Source organism: Cryobacterium sp. M25 (genome assembly GCF_002929635.1).
In the GTDB taxonomy this organism is placed as follows: domain Bacteria; phylum Actinomycetota; class Actinomycetes; order Actinomycetales; family Microbacteriaceae; genus Cryobacterium; species Cryobacterium sandaracinum.
In genome coordinates this window covers 1-23,781 of record NZ_PJJU01000030.1, presented here as the reverse complement: position 1 = coordinate 23,781, position 23,781 = coordinate 1, and the positions used below count along the sequence as shown (strand labels likewise).

24 protein-coding genes, 1 tRNA gene and 1 pseudogene are annotated in these 23,781 nt (G+C 67.5%); 11 read left to right on the top strand and 15 right to left on the bottom strand.

The annotated features are described in order from the left end of the window. Positions 1 to 7 precede the first annotated feature (7 nt). A pseudogene (locus tag CXY81_RS01840) lies at positions 8 to 175 on the top strand (DUF2530 domain-containing protein); the annotation flags it as partial. Here CXY81_RS01840 and CXY81_RS01835 read toward each other — a convergent pair. Together CXY81_RS01835 and CXY81_RS01830 are read right to left on the bottom strand one after the other, a co-directional pair. Continuing rightward, positions 104 to 727, bottom strand: coding sequence for a DUF3027 domain-containing protein (locus CXY81_RS01835; protein WP_233193922.1), 624 nt, complete (start codon positions 725 to 727; stop codon positions 104 to 106). The pseudogene CXY81_RS01840 and the gene CXY81_RS01835 overlap by 72 nt on opposite strands. Next, positions 720 to 1,100 carry a cold-shock protein gene (locus CXY81_RS01830; protein ID WP_104171911.1) on the bottom strand — a complete coding sequence of 127 codons (381 nt, stop codon included), beginning with the start codon at positions 1,098 to 1,100 and terminating at the stop codon, positions 720 to 722. Before CXY81_RS01830 ends, CXY81_RS01835 begins: the two co-directional genes overlap by 8 nt. 93 nt (positions 1,101 to 1,193) lie before the next feature. Between CXY81_RS01830 and CXY81_RS01825 the strand changes: the two genes are divergently transcribed. Genes CXY81_RS01825 through CXY81_RS01815 form a run of 3 tightly spaced genes read left to right on the top strand, consistent with a single transcriptional unit; the run spans position 1,194 to position 5,042 of the window. After that, positions 1,194 to 1,469, top strand: a complete 276-nt coding sequence (locus CXY81_RS01825) for a hypothetical protein (RefSeq protein ID WP_134542856.1) — start codon at positions 1,194 to 1,196, stop codon at positions 1,467 to 1,469. Between the two features lie 2 nt (positions 1,470 to 1,471). Next, a complete protein-coding gene (locus CXY81_RS01820) occupies positions 1,472 to 3,346 on the top strand; it encodes a helicase-associated domain-containing protein (protein ID WP_104193787.1) in 1,875 nt (624 codons plus the stop codon). A 40-nt stretch (positions 3,347 to 3,386) separates the two neighbouring features. After that, positions 3,387 to 5,042: a DNA repair helicase XPB gene (locus CXY81_RS01815; RefSeq protein ID WP_104171867.1), complete on the top strand. Its 1,656-nt coding sequence runs from the start codon at positions 3,387 to 3,389 to the stop codon at positions 5,040 to 5,042. 19 nt (positions 5,043 to 5,061) lie between these two features. Here the strand turns inward: CXY81_RS01815 and CXY81_RS01810 are convergent, their stop codons facing one another. Genes CXY81_RS01810 through CXY81_RS01800 form a run of 3 tightly spaced genes read right to left on the bottom strand, consistent with a single transcriptional unit; the run spans position 5,062 to position 7,953 of the window. Beyond that, a complete protein-coding gene (locus tag CXY81_RS01810) occupies positions 5,062 to 5,790 on the bottom strand; it encodes a pyrimidine reductase family protein (protein WP_104193786.1) in 729 nt (242 codons plus the stop codon). Continuing rightward, entirely contained in the window at positions 5,790 to 6,698 is a 909-nt protein-coding gene (folP, locus tag CXY81_RS01805; protein ID WP_104171865.1) for a dihydropteroate synthase, read from the bottom strand. The genes CXY81_RS01810 and folP overlap by 1 nt, the downstream gene beginning before the upstream one ends. Positions 6,699 to 6,708: 10 nt before the next feature. After that, positions 6,709 to 7,953 carry an NAD(P)/FAD-dependent oxidoreductase gene (locus CXY81_RS01800; RefSeq protein ID WP_104193785.1) on the bottom strand — a complete coding sequence of 415 codons (1,245 nt, stop codon included), beginning with the start codon at positions 7,951 to 7,953 and terminating at the stop codon, positions 6,709 to 6,711. Positions 7,954 to 8,061: 108 nt separating this feature from the next. Here CXY81_RS01800 and CXY81_RS01795 point away from each other — a divergent pair, with 108 nt between their 5' ends. From CXY81_RS01795 to CXY81_RS01785, 3 genes are all read left to right on the top strand, one after another. Then, entirely contained in the window at positions 8,062 to 8,754 is a 693-nt protein-coding gene (locus tag CXY81_RS01795; protein WP_104171863.1) for a response regulator transcription factor, read from the top strand. A 30-nt stretch (positions 8,755 to 8,784) separates the two neighbouring features. Next, entirely contained in the window at positions 8,785 to 10,500 is a 1,716-nt protein-coding gene (locus tag CXY81_RS01790) for a cell wall metabolism sensor histidine kinase WalK (RefSeq protein WP_104193784.1), read from the top strand. A 144-nt stretch (positions 10,501 to 10,644) separates the two neighbouring features. Continuing rightward, complete coding sequence (locus CXY81_RS01785) at positions 10,645 to 10,935, top strand: WXG100 family type VII secretion target (RefSeq protein ID WP_104193783.1); 291 nt, start codon at positions 10,645 to 10,647, stop codon at positions 10,933 to 10,935. A gap of 157 nt (positions 10,936 to 11,092) precedes the next feature. Here CXY81_RS01785 and groL read toward each other — a convergent pair whose 3' ends face one another. From groL to CXY81_RS01760, 5 genes are all read right to left on the bottom strand, one after another. Then, positions 11,093 to 12,712, bottom strand: coding sequence for a chaperonin GroEL (gene groL / locus CXY81_RS01780; protein WP_104100131.1), 1,620 nt, complete (start codon positions 12,710 to 12,712; stop codon positions 11,093 to 11,095). A 131-nt stretch (positions 12,713 to 12,843) separates the two neighbouring features. After that, entirely contained in the window at positions 12,844 to 13,923 is a 1,080-nt protein-coding gene (locus CXY81_RS01775) for a DUF3048 domain-containing protein (RefSeq protein WP_158251974.1), read from the bottom strand. 91 nt (positions 13,924 to 14,014) lie between these two features. Then, positions 14,015 to 14,218: a cold-shock protein gene (locus CXY81_RS01770; protein WP_104100133.1), complete on the bottom strand. Its 204-nt coding sequence runs from the start codon at positions 14,216 to 14,218 to the stop codon at positions 14,015 to 14,017. Between the two features lie 212 nt (positions 14,219 to 14,430). After that, positions 14,431 to 15,009 carry a LytR C-terminal domain-containing protein gene (locus CXY81_RS01765; protein WP_104193782.1) on the bottom strand — a complete coding sequence of 193 codons (579 nt, stop codon included), beginning with the start codon at positions 15,007 to 15,009 and terminating at the stop codon, positions 14,431 to 14,433. Between the two features lie 62 nt (positions 15,010 to 15,071). Further along, positions 15,072 to 15,383, bottom strand: coding sequence for a DUF3263 domain-containing protein (locus tag CXY81_RS01760; RefSeq protein WP_104171859.1), 312 nt, complete (start codon positions 15,381 to 15,383; stop codon positions 15,072 to 15,074). Between the two features lie 191 nt (positions 15,384 to 15,574). Here CXY81_RS01760 and msrB point away from each other — a divergent pair, with 191 nt between their 5' ends. After that, entirely contained in the window at positions 15,575 to 15,976 is a 402-nt protein-coding gene (gene msrB / locus CXY81_RS01755) for a peptide-methionine (R)-S-oxide reductase MsrB (RefSeq protein WP_104171858.1), read from the top strand. Between the two features lie 3 nt (positions 15,977 to 15,979). After that, complete coding sequence (locus tag CXY81_RS01750; RefSeq protein ID WP_104193781.1) at positions 15,980 to 16,558, top strand: nitroreductase family protein; 579 nt, start codon at positions 15,980 to 15,982, stop codon at positions 16,556 to 16,558. Positions 16,559 to 16,574: 16 nt separating this feature from the next. Here CXY81_RS01750 and CXY81_RS01745 read toward each other — a convergent pair. After that, positions 16,575 to 16,647, bottom strand: a tRNA-Thr gene (locus tag CXY81_RS01745). 73 nt (positions 16,648 to 16,720) lie between these two features. Beyond that, positions 16,721 to 17,635, bottom strand: coding sequence for a thioredoxin domain-containing protein (locus CXY81_RS01740; RefSeq protein WP_104171856.1), 915 nt, complete (start codon positions 17,633 to 17,635; stop codon positions 16,721 to 16,723). Between the two features lie 252 nt (positions 17,636 to 17,887). Here CXY81_RS01740 and CXY81_RS01735 point away from each other — a divergent pair, with 252 nt between their 5' ends. Together CXY81_RS01735 and CXY81_RS01730 are read left to right on the top strand one after the other, a co-directional pair. Continuing rightward, positions 17,888 to 18,985 carry an ABC transporter ATP-binding protein gene (locus CXY81_RS01735; RefSeq protein WP_104171855.1) on the top strand — a complete coding sequence of 366 codons (1,098 nt, stop codon included), beginning with the start codon at positions 17,888 to 17,890 and terminating at the stop codon, positions 18,983 to 18,985. 93 nt (positions 18,986 to 19,078) lie between these two features. Next, the gene (locus tag CXY81_RS01730; RefSeq protein ID WP_104193780.1) at positions 19,079 to 20,407 is read left to right on the top strand and encodes a DUF4032 domain-containing protein; all 1,329 of its coding nucleotides are present in this window, start codon (positions 19,079 to 19,081) and stop codon (positions 20,405 to 20,407) included. A gap of 121 nt (positions 20,408 to 20,528) precedes the next feature. Here the strand turns inward: CXY81_RS01730 and rlmB are convergent, their stop codons facing one another. From rlmB to ispF, 3 genes are all read right to left on the bottom strand, one after another. Then, a complete protein-coding gene (rlmB, locus tag CXY81_RS01725) occupies positions 20,529 to 21,641 on the bottom strand; it encodes a 23S rRNA (guanosine(2251)-2'-O)-methyltransferase RlmB (RefSeq protein ID WP_104193779.1) in 1,113 nt (370 codons plus the stop codon). Further along, positions 21,641 to 23,056, bottom strand: coding sequence for a cysteine--tRNA ligase (gene cysS, locus CXY81_RS01720; protein ID WP_104193778.1), 1,416 nt, complete (start codon positions 23,054 to 23,056; stop codon positions 21,641 to 21,643). Before cysS ends, rlmB begins: the two co-directional genes overlap by 1 nt. Beyond that, positions 23,053 to 23,781: 2-C-methyl-D-erythritol 2,4-cyclodiphosphate synthase (gene ispF / locus CXY81_RS01715; RefSeq protein WP_104193777.1), on the bottom strand; the 729-nt coding region annotated here is incomplete at its 5' end. The genes ispF and cysS, both read right to left, overlap by 4 nt.

The window sequence follows — 23,781 nt, the reverse complement described above, 5'->3', positions numbered from 1 at the left end:
CCTCGACATGCGGCTCTGGCTGAGAGACAGTGAGCGTCGGCCAGACCCGCTGCCGGCTCGAACGGATTCCCGCAAGGCTTTCCTTGCGGGCTCCGCCGGCTGGCTAGTGGCGCTCGCGCTCGCGCTCGTCTTCCGGGACGAACTCGCCGCCGCCGGAGTGGGCTGGTGGCTCTGGGCTGCCCTCATCGGCCTCGGCCTCGGCCTGCTCGGGATTGCCTGGGTACGGTTCCGGCGCCGTTAGGGCCTCACCGAAGTCGATCCCGTCAAGCACATCTTCGCCGCGGTCTTCGTCGTCGTCTGACTCGTCGCCGTCATCGCCGTCATCGCCGTCATCGTCAGATTCGTCGTCGTCGTCCGATTCGCCATCATCGCCCAACGCCTCGGCGTCGGCCACGGCCGCAGCCAGTTCCTGGGCCGTGCGGTAGTCGGCCAGGCGGTCAGACCACGGCACCCACTCCGGCGCGATCAGGGCGTCGTCGCCCGGCGTGAGCTCGGCTTCCAAAACCGACGGCTCGGAGCTCTTGTCCACCCGGGCGAGGGTGACCGTCCAACGCCAGCCCGGGTAGCCGGACAGGTTGCAGTCGAACAGCAGCGAGAGCACATGCTCGCCTTCGACGAGGTGGCCGAGGGGTTCGCCGATGCTGTCGGCCGGCGTGATCTCCAGCAGCGCGGTGCGCGCCTGGTCGACCGCGGACAGCAGGCGCTCGTCGGCAGCGGCCTCAGGCATCGAGTTCCTCCGCGACCTTGCGCAGCATGGCCGCGATCTTGTGGCTGTGGGTTTTGTCGGGGTAGCGGCCGCGACGCAGGCTCGCTCCGATGCCGTCGAGGAGTTTCACCAGGTCCTCGACGATGACGGCCATGTCGTCAGCCGGCTTGCGGCTGAGTTTGACCAGGCTCGGCGGTGCCTCGAGAACGCGAACGGACAGCGCCTGAGCGCCCCGCTTGCCGTCGGCGATGCCGAATTCGAGCTTCGTTCCTGCCTTGACCGTGACTCCGGCGGGCAGTGCAGAAGCGTGGAGAAAGACCTCGTGGCCGTCATCAGAGGTGATGAAGCCGAAACCTTTCTCCTCGTCGTAGAACTTGACCTTGCCGGTGGGCATCTGGACCTCGCTGAATTCCGGGCGCGCGGATTGCGCGCCAACCACCCCCAGCCTATTCGGTCGGACCGGTTCCCGCCCCGTATCCTTGAGTCTGTGACCAATCAAACTCCACCCGCCGCGAGCCGGCTCGAACGCATCCTTGCTTACATGGTTGCGGGTGTGGTGGGTCTGTCCATCCTCGCGTTCCTTGCCGTCATCCTCGGCACAGCGGCCGGGGCCGGGGCGGACAACGGTTTCGGCCAGGGGGTCTGGCCGGCGGTGCTTGCTTTGCCGCTGTTTGGATTGCCTCTCGGATTCGTGCTGATCATCGTCCTCATGGTGATGTCCGGCATGCGTCGCGCTCGTGAGGCACGACAGAATAAGGAGTAGCAATGCTCACACTCGCTTCGCGCCTTCGGGCGCTGGATGACGCAACGTTGCGTCGCACGATCGACATCCGCATGGTCTCGGCCACGGGCATCCGTGATTTCTTCGACCTGGCCGAGGCTCTCCTCGAACCAACCGCAATCCAACGGGTGCTGGCACGGCTCGATCGGGCCACCCTCGCCGTTCTCGCCGTCGCCGGTGAGCTCAGCCAGGGAACGGAGGTCGGCACGGCTGCCGCGCCCTCGCTGTTCGACCTCGCCGAGCGCCTGTCCGAACTGGCAGGTTCGCCCGTCGACGTGGCCGAGGTCGCCGGCCGTGCCGCCGAACTGGACTCCCTCATGCTCGCGCGCCTGACCGACGGGCGGTTCAGTCCCTACCCGGCGGTGGCCGCGCGACTGCTGACCTGGCCGGACCTGGGCCTGCCGACCGCGCTCGAGCTGGCTTCGACGCCCGCACCCGCGGCGCTGGCCAGTGTCGACACCACCGATACCCGCTTCACAGACCGTCTCGCGGCGGAGCGTGCCTTCGCCGCGGTGTCCTCCATCGCCGAACTGGTCACTGAGCTCGCCCGCGAGCCGGCCAGGGAGCTCAGCCGGGGCGGGCTCGGCCTGCCCGACACCAAGCGTCTGGCCGCCGTGATGGGGGTCGAACTCGAATTCGTGCCCTCCTTCGTCGCGACCGCGGCCCGAGCCGAACTCATCGCCCATTCCGACGGCTACTGGAATGAAACCGAAGCCGGCGAGGCCTGGCTGCTCGAGAGCACCGCCCGCCGCTGGGCGACCCTGGCCGACGCCTGGCATGCGGCCCTGCCGCCGGATGTGCGCGGGATACTCGCCCGCCGGCCCGGCGTGTCCTGGGGCGACGTGCTGCGCGGCTTCGTGGCCTGGCTCTACCCGGCCGGCGGCCAGTGGATGGACGACCGGGTCACCGAGTTCGCCGAGGACGCCGAACTGATCGGCATCACCGCCCACCAGACCACCAGCCCGGCCGGTGCTTCGGTGCTGGCCGGTGACCTCGAGGCGGCCGTCGCCACCATGGCGGCCGCGTTGCCGGCGACCGGCGGCGCGGTGTACCTGCAGAACGACCTGTCGATCGTGTCCCCCGGACCGCTCGCCCCCTCGATCGACAGCCGCCTGCGCGGGCTCGCCGACGTGGAGAGCCGGGAACTCGCCCTGAGCTACCGCATCACCGCCAACTCCGTGAACCGCGCCCTGGCGGCCGGCGAAAGCGCGGAGTCACTGCTCGATTTCCTGCGCACGGTCTCCCTGACCGGCATCCCACAGCCCGTCGACTACCTGATCCGGGAATCCGCCGCCCGCTACGGGCGCGTGCGCGTCGGCCCGACGGACCCGATGGAGTCCCCGGCCCAGGCCTATGTCCAGTCCGACGACGCGGCCCTGCTGAGCACCATCGCCGTGGACCAGACGCTCGCCTCCCTCGGCCTTGTGCCTGCCGAGGGCAGCCGACTGACCAGCCGGTTCCCCTCCGACGTGGTCTTCTGGGCGCTCAGCGATGCGCGCTACCCCGTCGCCGCGGAGGACGCCACCCATGAGATCGTGCACCTGCGCCGCCACCAGCTCGCTCGGGTCGTGCCGGTGGACGCCCCGGATCCGGCCGTCGCCCTGGTCGATAGGCTGCGTGCCGCCGATGGCGGCGAGGGCCAGGCAGCGGATGCCTGGCTCGCCCGCCAGCTCGACTTGGCAATCAAGGCGAAGCAGACCGTCGTCGTCAGCATCGCCATGCCCGGCGGTGTGGTGGTCGACTATCTGCTCGAGCCGGCCAGTGTGGGCGGCGGGCGCTTCCGGGCCCGGGACCGTCGCGCCGACATCGAACGCACGCTGCCTCTGTCCAGCATCATCAGCATCACGCCGGCGCCGTAGGTGCGGGCCTTCACGCTGACCGGGCGTAGGATTAACGGCTATGTCTGATGGCCCTCTGATCGTCCAAAGTGACCGTACGGTTTTGCTCGAAGTCGCCCACCCTCTCGCCGAGGATGCGCGCCACGACCTGGCCGTGTTCGCCGAGTTGGAGCGTGCCCCCGAGCACATCCACACCTACCGCATCACCCGGCTGGGGCTGTGGAATGCCCGCGCCGCGGGGCACGACGCCTCTAACATGCTGGCCACGCTCGAAAAGTACTCGAAGTTCGCCATCCCGCAGACCGTCAGCGTGGACATCACCGAGACGGTCGGCCGGTATGGCCGGCTCATCATCGAACGTGACACCGAGGGTCAGCTCATCCTGCAGAGCAACGACCAGGCCGTGCTCACCGAGATCGCCGGGGCCCGGCGCATCGCGCCCCTCCTGATCGGGCATCCGTCGCCGGACTCGTTCCTGGTCGAGCCGTGGGCGCGCGGCCAGCTCAAACAGGAACTGGTGAAACTGGGCTGGCCGGCCGAGGACCTCGCCGGCTACACGCCGGGAACGCCGCATCCGATCGGTCTTTTGGAAGACGGTTGGGCGCTCCGGGACTACCAGAACAAGGCCGTCTCCAGCTTCTTCGACGGCGGCTCCGGCGTGGTCGTGCTGCCCTGCGGGGCCGGAAAGACGCTGGTCGGCGCCGGGGCCATGGCCACCGCCAAGACCAACACGCTCATCCTCGTCACCAACACGGTCTCCGCCCGTCAGTGGCGCGACGAACTGCTCAAGCGCACGACCCTCACCGCCGACGAGATCGGCGAGTACTCCGGGCAGGTCAAGGAGGTCAGGCCGGTCACTATCGCGACCTACCAGATCCTCACCGCCAAACGGAAGGGCGAATACGCGCACCTCGAGCTACTCGACGCCATGGACTGGGGCCTCGTCATCTACGACGAGGTGCACCTGCTGCCGGCCCCCGTGTTCAAGCTGACCGCGGAGTTGCAGGCCCGCCGCCGCCTCGGCCTCACCGCCACCCTGGTGCGCGAGGACGGCCGCGAGGGCGACGTATTCAGCCTGATCGGCCCGAAGCGGTTCGACGCGCCCTGGAAGGAGATCGAGGCCCAGGGCTTCATCTCCCCAGCCTCCTGCTTCGAGGTGCGCATCGACCTGCCCCAGTCCGAGCGACTCAGCTATGCCGCCGCCGCCGACGACGAGCGCTACCGGATGGCCGCGACCGCACCCGCGAAGCTCGACGTCGTCAAGCGCCTGGTGGCCAAGCACCCCGGAGAACGCATCCTCGTGATCGGACAGTACCTCGACCAGATCGACGAGCTCGCCGAGGCCCTGAATGCCCCCAAGCTCACCGGTGCGACCCCTGTCGACGAGCGCGAGCGCCTCTACCAGGCCTTCCGAGTCGGCGAGGAGAAACTGCTCGTGGTGTCAAAGGTCGCGAATTTCTCGGTCGACCTGCCGGAGGCCACCGTCGCCATCCAGGTCTCGGGTTCCTTCGGCTCACGCCAGGAGGAGGCGCAGCGCCTCGGCCGGCTTCTGCGGCCGAAGGAGTCCGGTCTGTCCGCGAACTTCTACACGCTGGTGGCCCGCGACACCGTCGACCAGGACTTCGCCCAGAACCGCCAGCGCTTCCTCGCCGAGCAGGGCTACAGCTACACGATCCTTGACTCGCAGAATCTGGACGCGCAGGTCGTCTCCGTCTGACCGGCGGTGAAACGGCCGGTCAGGCGGTCGGAAAGGAAGCCTTCCGGCGGGCATAGCGCAGGAACAGCATGTCCCCGGCGGTCAGCACGTGCAGCAGGGACATCTCCCGGGTGATGGCGGCGGCACCGGCGGAGATCCGTCCGGCCGGGCCGCCCTCGAGCACGGGGCTGACGGTGAGGCACAGCTCGTCGACGCAGTCGGCCTCGATCAGCGCACCGAACAGGTTCGGCCCACCCTCGCAGAGCATCTGCGCCAGACCGCGCCGAGCCAGCTCCGCCCGCATCAGCCGCGGGTCCACGACGTCCTCCCCGCAGACCAGCACGTCCGCCACCTCTGCGAGCTCCGCGCGTCGCCGCAGCGGTGACGCTGCGTGCGTCACGACCAGCGGTCGCACGGCGGCGTCCGCGAACAGCGAGTGGCTCGGCTCGAGGTCCAGCCGTGAGGACACGATGGCGACGGGCAGCTGCGCCGGAAGTCCGTGCCGGACCCGCCACGCGGCATCTGCGGGGCCCTGACGGATGCCGACGTACCCCTCGGCGCGCACCGTGCCCGCACCGACCACGATCACGTCGGCGAGCATCCGAAGGGTATCGAAAACGAGCCTGTCGTCGGCGTTCCCGAGCCCGCCGCTCACGCCCTCCCGGGTGGCGGCGCCGTCGAGGCTGGCGATGAAATTTACTCGCAGGTGCGGCAGAGTGCGGTCAGGCACCCGGTAACGGATGATCAGCTCGTCACGATCCAGCAGCATCAGGCCAGGTTGTGGCGCACGTACGCCGGTTCGCGGAAGCCCAGGATCGCCTCGGTCATCCGCACGGCGTCGACCGCGGCGACGACGTTGTGCATCCGCACGATCCGGGCGCCCTGCAGGATGCTGTAGACGGCGGCGGCGAGCGATCCCGCGATCCGGTCGCCCCGCTCACGGTTCAGCGTCTCCCCGATGAAGTCCTTGTTCGAGACTGCGACCAGAGTGGGGTAGCCGAGCGCGGTGATCTCGCCGAGCCTCCGGGTCAGCTCGAGCGAGTGGTAGGTGTTCTTGTTCAGGTCGTGCCCGGGGTCGACGATGATGCGGGATGCCGGGACGCCGCGACTCCGGGCCAGCTCGATCCGTTCATCCAAGAAGGCTGCGACCTCGTGCACCACGTCGCCGTAGGTGGGCCCCGGCCACGGTGTGCGCGGCGGCGCGAGGCTGTGGGTGATCACCAGCGTCGCGTCGCTGTCCGCGACGACGTCAGCCATGGCCGGGTCGTGCACCCCGGTGGTGTCGTTGATCACGTGGGCGCCGGCGGCCAGGCTGGCGCGCGCCACGGCGGGATGAAAGGTGTCGACGGAGATGACGACGCCCGAGCCGCGCAGGGCCTCGACCACCGGGACGACCCGGTCGATCTCCTCCTCAATCGGAATGGACGGGCCGGGCGCGAATCTCGCCCCGCCGATGTCGACCCAGTCGGCGCCGTCCAGGATGGCGCGCCGGGCGGCCGTGACGGCCTCGTCAAGAGCGAAGGTCGCCCCCTTGTCGTAGAAGGAATCCGGCGTGCGGTTGACGATGGCCATCACGGCCACCTCACGGGAAAAATCGAACAGTCTCTCCCCGATCAGTCGCCGTGGATGGATCAGGTCGGGCAGCGCAGGGCCAGGTCGAGTGGTCGCGTTGTCCATGTCAGGTCCTTCAGTCGGGTGCTCCGGCGAGAAGTTCGTCCAGCTCAATGTTCTCATCCGCGAGCCGGGTCGTGTCGACCCGCACCTCCGTCCGGATGAAGCGCTGCACCGTCTCGTTGACGTCCCACACGTTGACGTTCATGCCGGCGACGACCCTGCCGCCCAACACCCAGAACGCGATGAATTCCCGCCTCGCCGGGTCACCGCGAAACACGACCTCCGCATCCCGGGCAAGTGCGCCGTACCCCGAGTACTCCATCCCGAGGTCGAACTGGTCGGTGTAGAAGTACGGGATCGCGTCGTAGCTGACCGCCTGGTCAAGCATCGAGCGGCCGGCCGCTGCGCCGGCCCGCTCGGCGTTGTCCCAATGCTCGACGCGCAGATGGTGCCGCAGCACCGGGTGGAAGACCGTGGCGACGTCACCCACCGCGTAGACGTCCGGGTCAATGGACCGGAACGCCGCGTCGACGACGATGCCGTCGTCGACGGCCAGGCCCGCGTCCCGGGCCAGATCCGTGTTCGGCACCGCGCCGATGCCGATGACGACGACATCGGCCGAAACGACCTCGCCGCCGGGGAGTCCCACTCCGGTGACCCTCCCCTGCGTCCCGATCAGTCGGTCGGCGTGCGTTTCCATCCGCAGATCCACCCCGTTCACGCGGTGCAGCTCCGCGAACACCGACCCGACCTCGTCGCCGATCACCGGGGCCAGCGGCACGCCGTCCCGCCCGAGCACCGTGACGGTGTTGCCGTAACCGCGGGCGGCCGCGGCGACTTCGAGACCGATCCAGCCGGCCCCGACGATCACGACCCGGCGGTTTCCCGGCTCCAGCTCGGCTCGCAGCGCCTGCGACTCGCCGACCGTGCGCAGATGGTGCACCCCGGCCAGGTCTGCGCCCGGGCCGGGAAAGCGCCGTGACGACGCCCCCGTCGCGAGGAGCAACCTGTCGTAGCGCACCGATTTGCCCTCCCGCAGGGTCAGCTCGTGGGTGTCGAGCGCCAGCCCGGTCACCCGGGCACCCAGCCGCACGTCGATGCCCCGCTCGTCGTACCACGGTGCCGGGTGCACGTCGATCGTGTCCCGGGCGGCCCGCCCGGCCAGGTAGTCCTTGGAGAGGGGCGGCCGCACGTAGGGGTACTCGGTCTCCTCGGCCAGCAACACGATGCTCCCGTCGAACCCCTCGGAACGGATGGCCTCGGCCGCTCTGGCCCCGGCCAAGCCGGCCCCCACAATCGCAAAAGTCGGAACAGTCATTCTGGTCTCCCCACGCCGCGGCAGTCTGGTTTGCTCACCAATCTACTCGCCAGCGCGCATACTGGGCATTTTCAGTAAACCTTCAGCTAACGCGCAGATACTGATCTCATGACTGACGGCCCACGCATCCTTATTGTCGACGACGAACCCAATATCCGGGATCTTCTCACCACCAGCCTGCGCTTCGCCGGATTCGCCGTGCGAGCCGTCGGAAACGGCGCGCAGGCGATCTCCGCCGTCCTCGAGGAAGAACCCGACCTCATCATCCTTGACGTTATGCTGCCGGACATGAACGGTTTCGGAGTGACCAAGCGCCTGCGGACCGCCGGCTACACGGCCCCGATCCTCTTCCTCACGGCGAAGGACGACACCGAAGACAAGATCACCGGTCTGACGGTCGGCGGCGACGACTACGTCACCAAGCCGTTCAGCCTCGATGAGATTGTGGCCCGGATCAAGGCCATCCTGCGCCGGACCATGCACGCCGACGAAGACGCGGTCATCCGCGCCGGCGAACTCACCATGGACCAGGACACCCACGAGGTCCTGGTCGGCGACGCCCCCATCGAACTCAGTCCGACCGAGTTCAAGCTTCTGCGCTACCTCATGCTGAACCCGAACCGGGTCCTGTCGAAGGCTCAGATCCTGGACCATGTGTGGGAGTACGACTTCAACGGTGACGCCGGCATCGTCGAGTCCTACATTTCTTACCTCCGCCGCAAGGTGGACGCGCACTCGACCGAACCCCTCATCCAGACCAAGCGCGGCTTCGGTTACATGCTCAAAGCCGCCAAGGCGTAGTCACAGGCTGCGCTCATACACTGGGCTCCTATGCATCAGTCACTTATGGAGCGGTGGAGCCGCATTTCCCTGCGTTCCAAAATCACGGGCGTCACGGTCCTGATGCTGACGCTCGGCCTGCTCGTCTCCGGCATCGGCACGATGGCCATGCTTCGCCAATACGTGATCCAGCAGGTCGATTCGCAGCTGCAGATCGACGCCCAGTCCGCCTCGAACAGCTATTCGGCGGCGGCTCTCGGCCAGGGCACCACAGCCGTGGTCTCTTCGGACTACTACGTCGCCCTGTATGACGAGCACGGCAGCCTCAAGGACCACACCTGGCGGGATGTCCCGCGCAGTGAGCTGCCTATCCTGACCGCACCGCTCGACCTGCAGACCGTGATGGAGCTCGACGGCAAGACGATGACTCTGGTGGACTCGGCACACGACACCGAGTTCTTGGCCGTCGCCGTGCCGCTCGTGATCTCGCCGCAGGGAACCTTGGGCACGCTGGTCATGGCGGTCTCGTTGAGGCCGACCGAGAACACCATGGCCACCTACCTCACCATTTTCCTGGGGTTCGGGCTCGGGGTCGTGCTGGTGGGCGCCCTGCTCACCCGGCTCCTGGTGACCACCACCTTTGCACCGCTGCGAGAGGTGGAGCGCACGGCCGCGGCCATCGCCGATGGCGACTTCAGCCAGCGGCTCGGCGGCGCCACGCCCAACACCGAGGTCGGTCGCCTCAACCGATCGCTCAACACCATGCTGAGCCGCATCGACCGCCTCTTCAAGGACCGCGCCCGCACCATCGACCAGATGCGCCGCTTCGTCGGCGACGCCAGCCACGAGTTGCGCACTCCCCTCGTCTCGGTGCGCGGCTACGCCGAGCTCTACCGAATGGGTGCCCTGCAGACCCCGGAAGAAATCGCACAGGCCATGGAGCGCATCGAGAAAGAAGCGATCCGCATGGGCGGCCTCGTCGAAGACCTGCTCGAGCTGGCCCGGCTCGACGAGACAAAGCCGCTTGCCCTCGCGCCGGTCGACCTGATGCCGCTCGCCCGTGACGCGGCCCTCGACGCCATGGCCTCCTCCCCCGGTCGCACCATCACCGTCGTCACGCCGATCCCCACCGAGATCGAGGACAGCACCGAACGCCCCGCCATCGACCTCGCTCACTCAACGGGAGAAGTCCCCTCCGCTGCCGCACCAGGTTCGAAGCCCGACGAGCCGAACCACCCGGCGGGCGGATCCGTCTCTTTCGCCGGGGCAACCCTGGCGCGGCTGCGCACCCGCAAACCGCGCAAAGCGGATGTTGCGCTGCCGGCTCCGGAACAGACTCCGGTGACCGAGCCCGGCACCGTGCAGGCCGTGGTGATGGCCGAGGAGAACAAGATCCGCCAGGTCATCACGAACCTGATGGGCAACGCGCTACGCTTCAGCCCGACGGACAGCCCGGTCGAGCTCGAGGTCGCAGTCGACCGCCGAAACCAGCGCGCCTCCATCGCCGTCATCGACCATGGTGAGGGTATCCCACCGCAGATCAGGGAGAAAATCTTCCAGCGCTTCTGGCGTGCGGACACCTCCCGTGCACGGGAGACCGGCGGCAGCGGGCTCGGCCTGGCGATCGTCGCCTCGATCGTCGCCAGCCACAACGGCACCGTCCAGGTCGTGGACACCCCCGGCGGCGGCGCAACGTTCCGGGTCTGGTTCCCACTGGCCTGTTCTCCGAGCGCGCCCCAGCGCGTCGCCCCCGTCATCACGTCGTAGCCGCGTGCCGCGGCGTCAAACCCCCCGCGGTTCCTCCCCCGCGGTCCGGGAGGATGATTTGCCATGGCACAACGGCAGCCAACGGGAACGGCTGCAGGCGGCTCCGTAGTCTGATCGGTATCTTCCCCTGCCGAAAGGACCCCCATGACCCGCTATCAGGTCGACAGCGAAGCAGTGCTCCACACCACCTCCGTGGCGCGCGCCACGATCGGGCGCATCCAGGGCGAGGTCACCGGGCTCATCGCCCAGCTGACCGCGCTGGAGGGCTCGTGGACGGGCCAGGCCGCCACCGCGTTCCAGGCGGCGGTCTCGGACTGGCGTGCCACCCAACAGCAGGTGGCCCAGAGCGCGGAGGGATTGAATCTGGCCCTGAACCAAGCCGGCCAGCAGTACGCCGAGATCGAGCAGGCCAACGCGCGCCTCTTCCTGCGTTAGCCGCGACCGCCTGCGCATTGGCGACGCCTGTTTTAGCGACGCCTGTTTTAGCGACGCCTGCATTAACGACGCCTGTTTTAGCGAGGCCTGCATTAACGACACAGGGCGCCTCCCGGCGGAGGCGCCCTGTGTTGTGAAGCGGTGAAGCGGTGTGGACTTAGAAGTCCATTCCGCCGCCCTGGTCGCCGGCCGGAGCAGCGTTCTTCTCCGGCTTGTCGGCGACTACGGCCTCGGTGGTGAGGAACAGTCCGGCGATCGACGCTGCGTTCAGCAGCGCGGAACGGGTGACCTTCACCGGGTCATTGATTCCGGCGGCGAGCATGTCGACGTACTCACCGGTCGCGGCGTTGAGGCCCCAACCGATCGGCAGGTTGCGCACCTTGTCGGCGACAACGCCCGGCTCCATGCCGGCGTTGAGGGCGATCTGCTTGAGTGGAGCGTCGATGGCAACCTTGACGATGTTCGCTCCCGTTGCCTCGTCGCCGACCAGCTCGAGCTTCTCGAACGCGGTCTTGCCGGCCTGGATCAGCGCAACGCCACCACCGGCGACGATGCCCTCTTCGACGGCAGCCTTCGCGTTGCGGACGGCATCCTCGATGCGGTGCTTGCGCTCCTTGAGCTCAACCTCCGTCGCGGCGCCGGCCTTGATGACTGCGACTCCGCCGGCGAGCTTGGCGAGACGCTCCTGGAGCTTCTCGCGGTCGTAGTCGCTGTCGGTGTTTTCGATCTCGCTGCGGATCTGCTGGACACGTCCGGCGATGGCTTCGGGGTCTCCGGCGCCTTCGACGATGGTGGTCTCGTCCTTGGTGATGACGATCTTGCGCGCGTTGCCGAGGAGGTCAAGCGTGACGTTCTCGAGCTTGAGACCGACCTCTTCGCTGATGACCTGTCCACCGGTGAGGATGGCGATGTCCTGCAGCTGGGCCTTGCGACGGTCACCGAAGCCGGGAGCCTTGACGGCGACCGACTTGAAGATTCCGCGGATCTTGTTCACCACGAGCGTGGCCAAGGCCTCGCCGTCGACGTCCTCGGCGATGATGAGGAGCTGCTTGCCGGTCTGGATGACCTTGTCCACGATGGGGAGCAAGTCCTTGATGTTGGAGACCTTGGAGTTGACGATCAGGATGTAGGGGTCTTCGAAGACCGCTTCCTGACGGTCGGGGTCGGTCACGAAGTAGGCGGACAGGAAGCCCTTGTCGAAGCGCATGCCCTCGGTGAGCTCGAGCTCGGTGCCGAGAGTGTTCGACTCCTCGACGGTGACAACACCCTCCTTGCCGACCTTGTCGATGGCCTCGGCGATGATGGCGCCGATTTCGGCGTCACCGGCGGAGATGGAAGCGGTGGCCGCGATCTCTTCCTTGGTCTCGACCTCTTTGGCGTTGGCGATGAGCTCAGCGATCACGGCGGCCGTGGCCTTCTCGATGCCACGCTTGAGGCTGATCGGGTCTGCTCCGGCCGCGACGTTGCGCAGGCCTTCACGAACGAGCGCCTGAGCCAGGACGGTGGCGGTGGTGGTTCCGTCGCCCGCGACGTCATCGGTCTTCTTGGCGACCTCCTTGACGAGCTCGGCACCGATCTTCTCGTACGGGTCGTCGAGTTCGATCTCCTTGGCGATGGACACGCCATCGTTGGTGATCGTGGGAGCGCCCCACTTCTTTTCCAGCACCACGTTACGTCCGCGCGGGCCGAGGGTGACCTTGACAGTGTCAGCGAGGATGTTCAGGCCACGCTCAAGGCCGCGACGGGCCTCTTCGTTGAAAGCAATGATCTTTGCCATATGTGTTTCTCGTCCCTCCCGGACGTTACCAAAACGGTGATGGGTTGGCACTCAAACAGAGAGAGTGCCAAGTTGATTCTGGCACTCTGGGGTCGAGAGTGCAAGTGAACGGCAAGGTGCCGCAGCCGCGGCTACGGCACCAGCACAACCGTGCCTCGGTCCGACGGCACCAGCTCGATCCAGGTGTTACCGGCGGCGAGACGAATCGTCACGCCGAAGTCATCGACGAGACGGATGGGGGCGGTCTGGTCGGCCTTGGACCAGACCGCATGCACGGACTTGCCGCCGGCCGAGACCCAGGCTTCCCCCGAACCGATCATTGTCGTCGTGGGAACATCTCCGTAGGTGCCGTCGATCGCGACCCGCAGGACCAGGACGTTGGTCGCCCGCAGCTGCGCACCGGTGGCGTCGAGGTCAGGTGCGCCCTCCTGCGAGCGCAGGTAGGCAGCACCGGCCGCATCCCACGTCCAGCCGGGCCAACGGGCGGTGGAGAAGGTGGAGTTGATCGCCGCGACGGGCGCGCCGTCGACGGCCGCGGACGATCCCTGCACGGTCGCGGAGTAGGCAAATTGCTGGTTCGGCGGCGGCACGGTGGCGTTCCGCGCGACGAGCGCTGAGGCCTGGAGGATGACGTTGTGCGGGGCTTCCCGGTCATCCGAACGCGCGAAGAGGCCGGTGTCGTCGGTATCGAAGGCGGCGCTGACGACATCCGTCGCGTCCATCAGGTCGATGAATTTCTGTTGGCCGCCGGAATAAGCCGCGATCCCGCCGAAGGGCGCGATGATGTCCGGGTCCATGGGTCGGATCGATCGCACCGGCCCGACGAGTTCGGGCACGTCGGAATGCCAGACCGCGACATAACGGGTCAGCCCGCCCTCGACCAGTTCTTCGAAGACGATGTCGGCGCGCTCGAGAGAGAGCTGCGGCCTGGCCGCTTCGTGGTTGTCGATCTTCACCGAGAGGGCAGGGTTCTGGAGGCTCCCGGCCGGCACACTCGTGCCACGCAATGGGGCGACCGCCGGGTCTGCGGCCGACTCGAAGGTGGAGTTCCAGGGCGTGCTGGTCGAGCTTGTCGGCGGCTTCGGCGCGTCACTGGCGCATGCGGAGACCAGCAGAAGGGTCGGCAGAAGGACGACCCCGAGCATCCGGATGGACCGAATTCTCGGTGCCGCACTTCGTCGCTGCGCTTGAACCACTATTTTCGTTGTCACGCCCCAAACCCTAACGCGGCTGCACTGCCGCGCACACATACCCGGGAGCGACTCGACTCTTCGGTCGACCGCTGGAACATCCCCCGCTGGATCAGATCGGACGAACCGCTTCTGCCTGGGGCCCCTTTGCCCCTGTACCCAGTTCGAAGATGACGTGCTGTCCCTCTTCCAGAACCTTGTAGCCGTGCATGTCGATGGCCGAGTAGTGGACGAAGACGTCCTGGCCACCTCCATCGACGGTGATGAAGCCGAAACCCTTTTCAGCGTTGAACCATTTGACGGTTCCGTTCGCCATGTATAACTCCTTGTTGCTGTGAATTCGTCGACACGCGCCCGTTGGCCGTACCGGGCCTGGCGCAGGGATTGCGTCCATTGCATTCGACCGATGGAATACGTCTCCTGCGAGAACGCCCGGACAAACAAAATGAGGGACCAATGCTCAATTTACGGAAGCTCCGGAAGAACGAAAGGGGGTTGACGCGCGAGCGCCCGACGTATAGGCGACGGCTATTCGGCCGGCTCGTAGTCGGCGCCGACGACAACGGTCAGGTCCGCTGCGGAATCGGCGAAATCGCTTGAAAGCAGCACCTCCGAGCCGGGCAGTGACTCCGCGACTCCGCGGGCCGCTCCCTCCAGGGCCGCGTCGGCGTAGTAAACCGTCGTGGTTTGCACATCCTCCGTGCTCGCGTTGTCCAGCTCTTCGATCGTCCAGCCCTCCGCCTCGAGGACATCGCCAACGGACCGGGCGATCCCCTCGCCGGCGGTCCCGTTCAAAACGGTCACGGTCGAGTCAGGGTCCACGGTCGCGGCCGGCGTCGGCACCGGCGCCGGAGTGTCACTCGGAGTGGCGCTCGGCTCGGCCGCGCTGTCAGCAGTCGTCGCCGCGCCCGGCAACTCGAAGTTCAGGTTGTTGTTCAGGACGGCCAGGCCGACGACTCCGATGCCGACCAGCAGCACGGTTGCGCCGAGAGACCACCACACTGCGACCCAGCCGCGCCCTTTCTTGCCGGGCGCGCGGTGGGCCCCCACCCGCTCCAGGGAGTGCGGGAGGTGGTCGAAGCGGTCTTTCGCGTAGGAGTTCGGCATCGTGAGGCTGGTCAGATCCTTTGTGGTGGTGATGAGACACGGGAAGGGTGCAGGTCAGGGAGTCAATCGGTGGACTGTAGCGACCGGCGCTCCCTTGCCTGCGACCGGGCGTCGCGCATCCGCTGCAGGCGTTTCACCAGCATCGGGTCGTGGGCCAGGGCCAGCGGCGAGTCGATCACAACCCCCAGTAGTTGATAGTACCGGGCGGCCGAGAGGCCGAACTCGGCCCGGATCGCCTGTTCCTTGGCGCCGGCATGCTTCCACCACTGCCGCTCGAAGGCGAGGATCAACCGGTCGCGCGCGGACAAGTCTGCCGGCGAGGAGGACTCCGAGGTAGGCTCCGCGGGAGTCGACGAACCGGGAGTTCCGTCCACGTGCCACCTCCCTCGATCTCTGCAATCCTAATTGTCGATGCCTGCGTACTCGCTGGGCCGTTGTGCCGTGCTGTCCAAGGTGGAAAAACCTGCCTGTCTCCTGATCGAGGAATACCGCCGCGGTCTGGCGAGTTTAGTGTTGATACGGACAGATTTCGGCCTCTCCGGGGTCGAGCAGGAAGGAACGGAACATGGACTACGAGGTCGAGAAGTCGGATGCGCAGTGGCGCGCGGAGCTGAACCCCGAGCAGTACGCCGTACTTCGCGGCGCCGCCACCGAGCGGGCGTGGGCCGGCGAGCTCCTCGATGAGGGCCGCTCCGGGATTTACACCTGCGGGGCTTGCAATGCCGAGCTGTTCAAGAGCGGCACGAAGTTCGACTCCGGTTGCGGCTGGCCGAGCTTCTACGAATCGGTGCGTCCCGAGGCCGTTGAACTCCTCGAAGACCGCACCCTCGGCGTTGTGCGCACCGAGGTGCGCTGTGCGAAGTGCGGCTCGCACCTGGGCCACGTTTTCGACGACGGATTCGGAACGCCCACCGGCGACCGGTACTGCATGAACTCCATCTCGCTCAATTTCAAGCCGGTCGAGTAAGCATTGTCCGACCTCCTCGATACGGTCAATCATCGACGCTCCCATTCCAAGGTCACCGGGCAGGCGCCGAGCCATGCGGAACTGCTGCCTTTGGTGGCTGTCGCGGCCCGTGTCGCCGACCATGGCGCTCTGCGTCCGTGGCGGCTGATCGAGTTGCGCGGTGACGCCCGGCGCCGCCTGGGCGAGGCCATGGTCGAGGCCGCCGGGCTGAACGGCGCCGAAGCCGCCAGGCTCGCCGCTAAGCCGCTGCGCGCCGAACTTCTGATCGCCGTGGTCGCGAGCCGTCGCGAAAGCGACACGGTGGCGGTCTGGGAACAGGACGCCGTCGCGGCCGGTGTCGCACACATGCTGAGCCTTCTCCTCGCCGCCCAGGGCTGGGGCGTCATGTGGCGTTCCGGCACCCTGGCCCGCACGCAGCCGGTGAACGAAACCCACGGCCTCGCGGCCTCGGAAGAATTGCTCGGCTGGCTGTACGTCGGGGGCATTCCGGCCGATGCAAAACCGGGCGTGCGTTCGCCGATCGATCCGACGGATTTTCTCAGCGCCCTCAGGGAAACCGTCACCGAGAGAACCACGATCTGAAGCGATGAGAGAACAGGGCCGGCCACGGGACTTGAACCCGTAACCCCCACTTTACAAGAGTGGTGCGCTACCAATTGCGCCAGGCCGGCATGAGGCGATTGACGCCTCGACACACCATCCTAAATGACGAACCCGTGCTGTGCCGCCATCGAAGCGGGGCGACTACCCTGCCGGTGGCGGCTCGGGGGTCGGCGTCGAGGTGGAGTAGGTCGCGCCGGCCGCCTGTAGCACGAAGGCCGCGAACTCCCTCGGGTCGTCGAGTGCGCCGACGTACTGCTTTCCGTTGACGAGCACGGTGGGTGTGCCGGTGATGGCCTCGACCTCGGTGTTCGGCAACGGACCGGACAGAGCCCGGTCGGTGGATGCGATGACCCACGATTTGAAGGTCGTGTCGTCAATGCACGCGTTGATCTGCGACACCCGGTCGCTCACGCCGGCATCCTTCACGAGGCCCTTGATGGCCGCGTCGTCGTGACCGGCAGTGCCCTCCTTGGGCTGTTCCTGGAACAGGATGGCGTTGAAGTCGTAGAAGTTTGCGGGGGCGTAATTGGCCACACATGCGGCGGCGTTCGCAGCCCGAAGCGAGTATTTCGTGCCGGAGGACTTGTGGGTCAGGATCGAAACCGGGTGGATCTCCACGGTCGCGGCACCCGACGTGACCCACTGGCTGATCTGGTCACTGTTGGCGGCCTCGAACTCGCTGCAGAACGGGCAGAGGTAGTCGGCGTAGACGCGAATGTCGGCGACCGTGCCGGTCGCATCCGGCTTGGACGGTATCGGCTTGGCCTCGGGCTGGAGCGCGGAGGTCGTGACCGGGGTCATCCCCTCGGAGATCAGCACGCCGTCACTGGCCATGTTCGCCGGACCGGGGCCGACCGGGGGGATCGAGTTGATGATGACCACGGCGATGACGGCGGCAATGGCGACGCCGGCGGCGGCGATTCCGCCGCGCAGGGCGACCCGGTAACGGCGGTCCTTCTTCTTCTGCTCCTCGCGGATCCGCTTGGCCTTGGTGCGCACCGCGTCACGTCGCTGATTCTTAGAGGGACGGCTGTCGCCCGATCCGCCAATAGTCATGAATGCTCGCTCCGAGTAGTTAGTGCAGAGGCAAGCCATTTGCGAATGCCTCCCAAATAGTAGGTCCCCTTTCTGGGAAACGTCCAGACGGGGCCTGTGGGCGGGCTCCGCCGCAGAATTCCCGCCGTCGCCGCGATCCCCCGACATGACATACTAAGAAAGTTGACCTGTCGCACATGACGCGTGGCAGGCGTAGTAACCCATCACAACGGATCGTCCGGCACGTACCTGCCGGTGAAGGAGTAATCAACCATGGCTTCAGTCACGTTCGACAAGGCGACCCGCCTATATCCGGGTTCCTCGATTCCCGCCGTTGACAAGCTCGACCTGTCGGTTGCCGACGGCGAGTTTCTCGTGCTGGTCGGCCCGTCCGGCTGCGGCAAGTCCACGTCCCTGCGCATGCTCGCCGGCCTCGAAGAAGTCAACGACGGCAACATCTTCATCGGTGAGCGCAACGTGACGGATGTCCCGCCAAAAGACCGCGACATCGCCATGGTCTTCCAGAACTACGCTCTGTACCCCCACATGACGGTCGCCGAGAACATGGGCTTCGCGCTCAAGATCGCCGGCGTCAACAAGGATGAGCGCGCCGCCCGCGTTCTCGAGGCCGCCAAGCTGCTCGACCTCGAGCCGTACCTGAGCCGCAAGCCGAAAGCGCTCTCCGGTGGCCAGCGTCAGCGCGTCGCCATGGGCCGGGCCATCGTGCGTCAGCCCCAGGTTTTCCTGATGGACGAGCCTCTGTCGAACCTCGACGCCAAGCTGCGCGTGCAGACCCGCACCCAGATCGCTTCGCTCCAGCGCCGCCTCGGCGTCACGACGGTCTACGTGACCCACGACCAGACCGAAGCCCTCACCATGGGCGACCGCATCGCGGTCCTCAAGGATGGCGTGCTCCAGCAGGTCGGCACGCCTCGCGACCTGTATTCGAAGCCGAACAACGTCTTCGTTGCCGGCTTCATCGGCAGCCCGGCCATGAACCTGTTCCTGGCCGACACCGTCGACGGCGGCGTCAGGTTCGGCACCGCAACGATCCCCGTGCCCCGCGAGACCCTGGCCGGCTCCACCGGCAAGAAGGTCACGATCGGCGTTCGCCCCGAGGACATCCACCTGTCCACCACGCATGGCGAGGGCCTCGAAGTTGCCGTCGACCTGGTCGAGGAGCTCGGCGCCGACGGTTACCTCTACGGCCACTCCACGGTCGAGGGCAAGCGCACCGATATCGTCGCTCGCGTCGATGGTCGTTCGCACTCGTCCGCCGGCGACACCGTTTACCTCACCCCGACGCCGCACCACATGCACGTGTTCGACGCCGAGACCGGCCTGCGCCTCGGTGGAGCAGTCGCCGACTAGGCACCCGCTCGTCAACGAACGGCCGGATGGAGCATGCTCCGTTCGGCCGTTTTGTCGTTCCCCGACTGCGGAGCACACCGGTAAACTCGACGGATGAGCGGTTCACTCAACATCACATCGGCCACTGCCGATCCAGCCCTACTTGACCTTCCCTGGCACCTCCCGCTGGATGCCTGGCCGAACGAGAACATCGCAGCCCTGCCCAAAGGCATCTCCCGCCACCTTGTGCGCTTCGCTCATTTGAGCGGCCGTGTCGTCGCCATCAAGGAGACCACCAGCGAGATGGCCAAGCGCGAGTACGAGATGCTCCGTACCCTGCAGGGCCTGGAAATTCCCTGCGTCGAGCCGCTCGCCGTGATCACGAACCGCACCGATGACGACGCCGAGCCGCTGAATTCGGTGCTCGTCACCCGGCACCTCAAGTTCTCGCTCCCCTACCGCGCGCTCTACTCGCAGACCCTGCGGCCCGACACCGCCACCCGGCTGGTCGACGCCCTGGCCCTGCTGCTGGTACGCGTGCACATGGCCGGCCTCTTCTGGGGTGATGTGTCGCTGTCCAACACCCTCTTCCGCCGTGACGCCGGCGCGTTCGCCGCCTACCTGGTCGACGCCGAGACCGGGCAGCTATATCCAGGCGGGCTCTCCAACGGCCAGCGCGAGAACGACCTGGAGATCGCGCGCGTCAACATCGCCGGTGAGCTCATGGACCTCGAGGCCGGCGGTCGGGCGGCCGACGAGCTGGATCCCATCCGGGTCAGCAATGGGATCGTGGCCGCCTACCGGCTGCTCTGGAAAGAGCTCACCGGGTCGGAATCCTTCTCCAGCTCCGAACGCTGGCGCATCACGGAACGCGTCGAACGCCTCAACGACCTCGGGTTCGACATCGAGGAACTGGCCATCAAGACGGACAACACGGGTACGACCGTGCGCATCCAGCCGAAGGTCGTCGACGCCGGCCATCACCAGCGGCGCCTGCTGCGGCTGACCGGGCTCGACGCCGAGGAGAACCAGGCCCGGCGCCTGCTCAACGACCTCGACTCCTACCGGGTCTCCTACGGCGACCCGGAGGCCGACGAGGAGATGCTGGCGCACGAGTGGCTGGTGCGCGTCTTCGAACCCGTCATCCGGGCCATTCCCCGCGATCTCAAGGGCAAGCTGGAGCCGGCCGAGGTCTTCCACCAGCTGCTCGACCACCGCTGGTTCATGGCCCAGAACCAGTCCAGGGACATCCCGTTGGCCGAAGCCGTCACCTCCTACGTCAAGAACGTGCTCCGGCACCGCCGCGACGAGGCCACCGTGATCGAGCCGGCCACCGGCGAGATCACGATCCCGATCGACGTGACCGACGATGAGTCCGCCGCCCTGGCGGACGCGGCCGAGTCGGCCGCCGACGACGCGGCCGACTGGCGCCTCAAGGTCTGATCCGGCCGGCGTTCCGCCGGGTCCGTGTACCCAGCCAAACCGTGAGAAAAGCCCGCCGATTGTGGGATTAAGGGGTTTTTCTCGCGGTTCGGCCTGCCTGACGGGCGCCCGGCGGGTCGGGTTAAGAGGCTGCGGAGGCGGCTGCCGCCGTCGCGGCGGCTGCCTGCTTCGCGACCTTGGCGGCCTTGGCAGCCGCGCGCAGTCGGGAGACCTCGTACAGTGTCACGCCGGCCGCGATCCCCGCGTTGAGGGATTCGGTCGAGGCGCTGATCGGGATCGACACAATCGCGTCGCAGGTCTCGGTGACGAGGCGGGACAGCCCCTTGCCCTCGCTGCCGACCACGATCACGATGGGGCGCTCGGCGAAACCGATGCCGAGCTCGGGCAGCTGGGTGTCGCCATCACCGGCGAGGCCGATGACGAGCACGCCGCGCTCCTTGAGCGCCTTGAGCGACTGGGTCAGGTTGGTGGCCATGGCGACGGGAAGTCGGGCAGCGGCGCCGGCCGACGTCTTCCACGCCGACGCGGTCACGCCGACGGACCGACGCTGCGGCACGATCACGCCATGTCCGCCGAACGCAACCGTCGAGCGGATGATGGCGCCGAGGTTGCGGGGGTCGGTGATGCCGTCGAGGGCGACGAAGAGCGGCTTGTGGCCGCGGCTGATCGTCAGTTCCAGCAGCTCGAGGGGCTGGGCGTACTCGTAGGACGGCACCTTGAGCGCGAGACCCTGGTGCACCGAGTCCCGGCCGGCCAGGCGGTCGAGCTCCGGGCGCATGACCTCGAGGACGGGGATGCCGCGGGTCGTCGCGAGGGTGAGGACCTCCTTCACCCGTTCGTCCATTTCGATGCGCGTGGCGATGTACAGGGCCGTGGCGGGGATCTTCGCCCGCAGCGCTTCCAGTACGGAGTTGCGCCCGGTCACAACCTCATGCTCGTCGATCTGCTTAGCCCGGCGGGTGGACGCTCCGCCGCCGCCGGTGTTGCCGGTGGTGGCGCTGCGCGGCGCGCTCTTGGGACCCGCGGAACCGCGGCTGCGGCCGCCGCCGGCCGCGACGAAGCGGTCCTGGGCGAGCTTGCGTTTGCCGGCGGGGTGGTAGGGGCGGTCTTCCGCTTTGGGCGTGGGCTTCTTGCCCTCGAGCGCCTGGCGTCCCTGGCCGCCGGAACCGACCTGTGGTCCCCGGCTGCCCTTGCGCACGGCCCCGGTGCGGGACTTACGGTCTGTGTTCTTCATCAGTCAAAACTCCAATGGGCACCCGAGGGGGTGTCTTCGATGGTAATTCCGGCGGCGACGAGCTCGTCCCGGATACGGTCTGCGGCCGCATAGTCGCGGCCCTGCCTTGCGATTTCGCGATCGTCGAGCAGGCGCTCGACGAGGGCGGTGAGTGCGATCATGGCCGGTTCGTCCGTGGCCACGGACCAGCCCGGTGAGAGCGGGTTGATTCCGAGAACCTCACTCATGGCGAGCACGTGACCACGCGCGGCGGCGGCCGCGTGCAGATTTTCGGCGTCCAGCGCCGCGTTGCCGGTACGCACGGTGTCGTGCAACACGGCCAGAGCCTGAGGCACGGCCAGGTCGTCGTCCATGGCGGACGCGAATTCGTCCGGGACGATCTCGACGCCGGATCCGGCGAAGCGGGTGTCCGCCAGGCGGCGGTCGGCGCGGTCGAGGAAGCTCTCGATTCTTTCGAGGGCCGCTTCGGCCTCCACGAGGGAACCCTCGTGGTAGTCGATGGTGGAACGGTAGTGGGCCGCCCCCAGGTAGTAGCGCACGACGATGGCGCGCGCCTGGTCGAGCAGCTCCGCCGCGAAGACCGAGTTGCCCAGCGACTTGGACATCTTCTGCCCGTTCACGTTGACGAGACCGTTGTGCACCCAGTAGCTCGCGAAGCCGTCGCCGGCGGCGGCGGACTGGGCCAGCTCGTTCTCATGGTGCGGGAATCGCAGGTCGAGCCCGCCGCCGTGGATGTCGAAGTGGGAGCCGAGGTAGCGGGACGCCATGGCCGAGCACTCGATGTGCCAGCCGGGACGGCCGGCTCCCCACGGGGACGGCCAGGAGGCGGACTCCGGTTCGTCGGCTTTGCGACCCTTCCACAGGGCGAAGTCGCGTGGGTCATTCTTGCCACGCGGGTCGGCATCCGCTGCCGGTTCCATGTCGCCGCGCCGCTGGCGGGTGAGGTCACCATAGTCGGGCCAGCTCGCCGTGTCGAAGTAGACGTCGCTGGAGGCGTCATCGGCCGGGTAGGCGTGCCCGAGTTGGATCAGTCGGGTGATCAGGTCTTGCATCTGCTGGATGCTGGCGGTCGCCCTGGGTTCGTAGCTGGGGGCGAGGATGCCCAGCCGCTGGTATCCGGCGGTGAACTCCAGCTCGTAGCGGTAGGCGAGCGCCCACCACTGCTCGGTGCCCCCGACCGCGTGGGCCAGAATTTTGTCGTCGATGTCGGTGACGTTGCGCACGAAGGTGACATCGAAGCCGCGGTAGGTGAGCCAGCGGCGCAGCTGGTCGTAGACGAGGGCGCTGCGCAGGTGGCCGATGTGGGGCGAGGACTGCACGGTGGGTCCACAAACGTAAATACCCACCGCGCCGGGCGTGAGGGGTATGAAGTCGCGGAGGGCCTGGGCCCTGGAATCGTAGAGTCGCATGGTCACGCTTCCCAGCTTAGGTCAGGGTCTGCCGGGGGTTCGGGGAGAATGAGCGCCGTCGCGATGGCGGCGAGGCCCTCGCCGCGGCCAGTGAAGCCCAGGGCATCCGTCGTGGTCGCCGACACGGCGACCGGCGCCTTCAGCAGCGATCCGAGCAGCGCCTCCGCCTCGGCCCGGCGCGTGTTGAGTTTGGGCCGGTTGCCGATGATCTGCACCGTGACGTTGCCGACCCGGAACCCGGCGGCCGCCAGCAGGCGCAGGGTCTCGCCGAGGAACACGTCGCCATGGGCGCCGACGAGGCGCGGATCGGATGCGCCGAAGACACTACCGATATCGCCCAACCCGGCGGCGGAGAGCAGGGCGTCGCAGATGGCGTGCACGGCGGCATCGCCATCGCTGTGCCCGGACAGTCCGCGCTCCCCCGGCCAGTGCAGACCGGCGAGCCACAGTTCGGAGTCGTCGTCGAAGGCGTGCACATCGAGCCCGGTGCCCACGCGGGGCGCGGTGTCGGTGCGGGGCGCGGAGTGGGCCGGCACGCGCGCGCCGAGCAGGGCCTCGGCCCGGCCCAGGTCCCACAGGGTTGTGATCTTGAAGGCGAGCGGGTCCCCGGCGATCACGCTGACCGGGTAGCCGGCGGCGGCCACCACGCCCGCGTCATCGGTCGCCTCGAGCGACGAGCCGGCGGATGCCGCGGCGGCCGCGGCGGCCGCGGCGGCCGCGGCGGCCGCGGC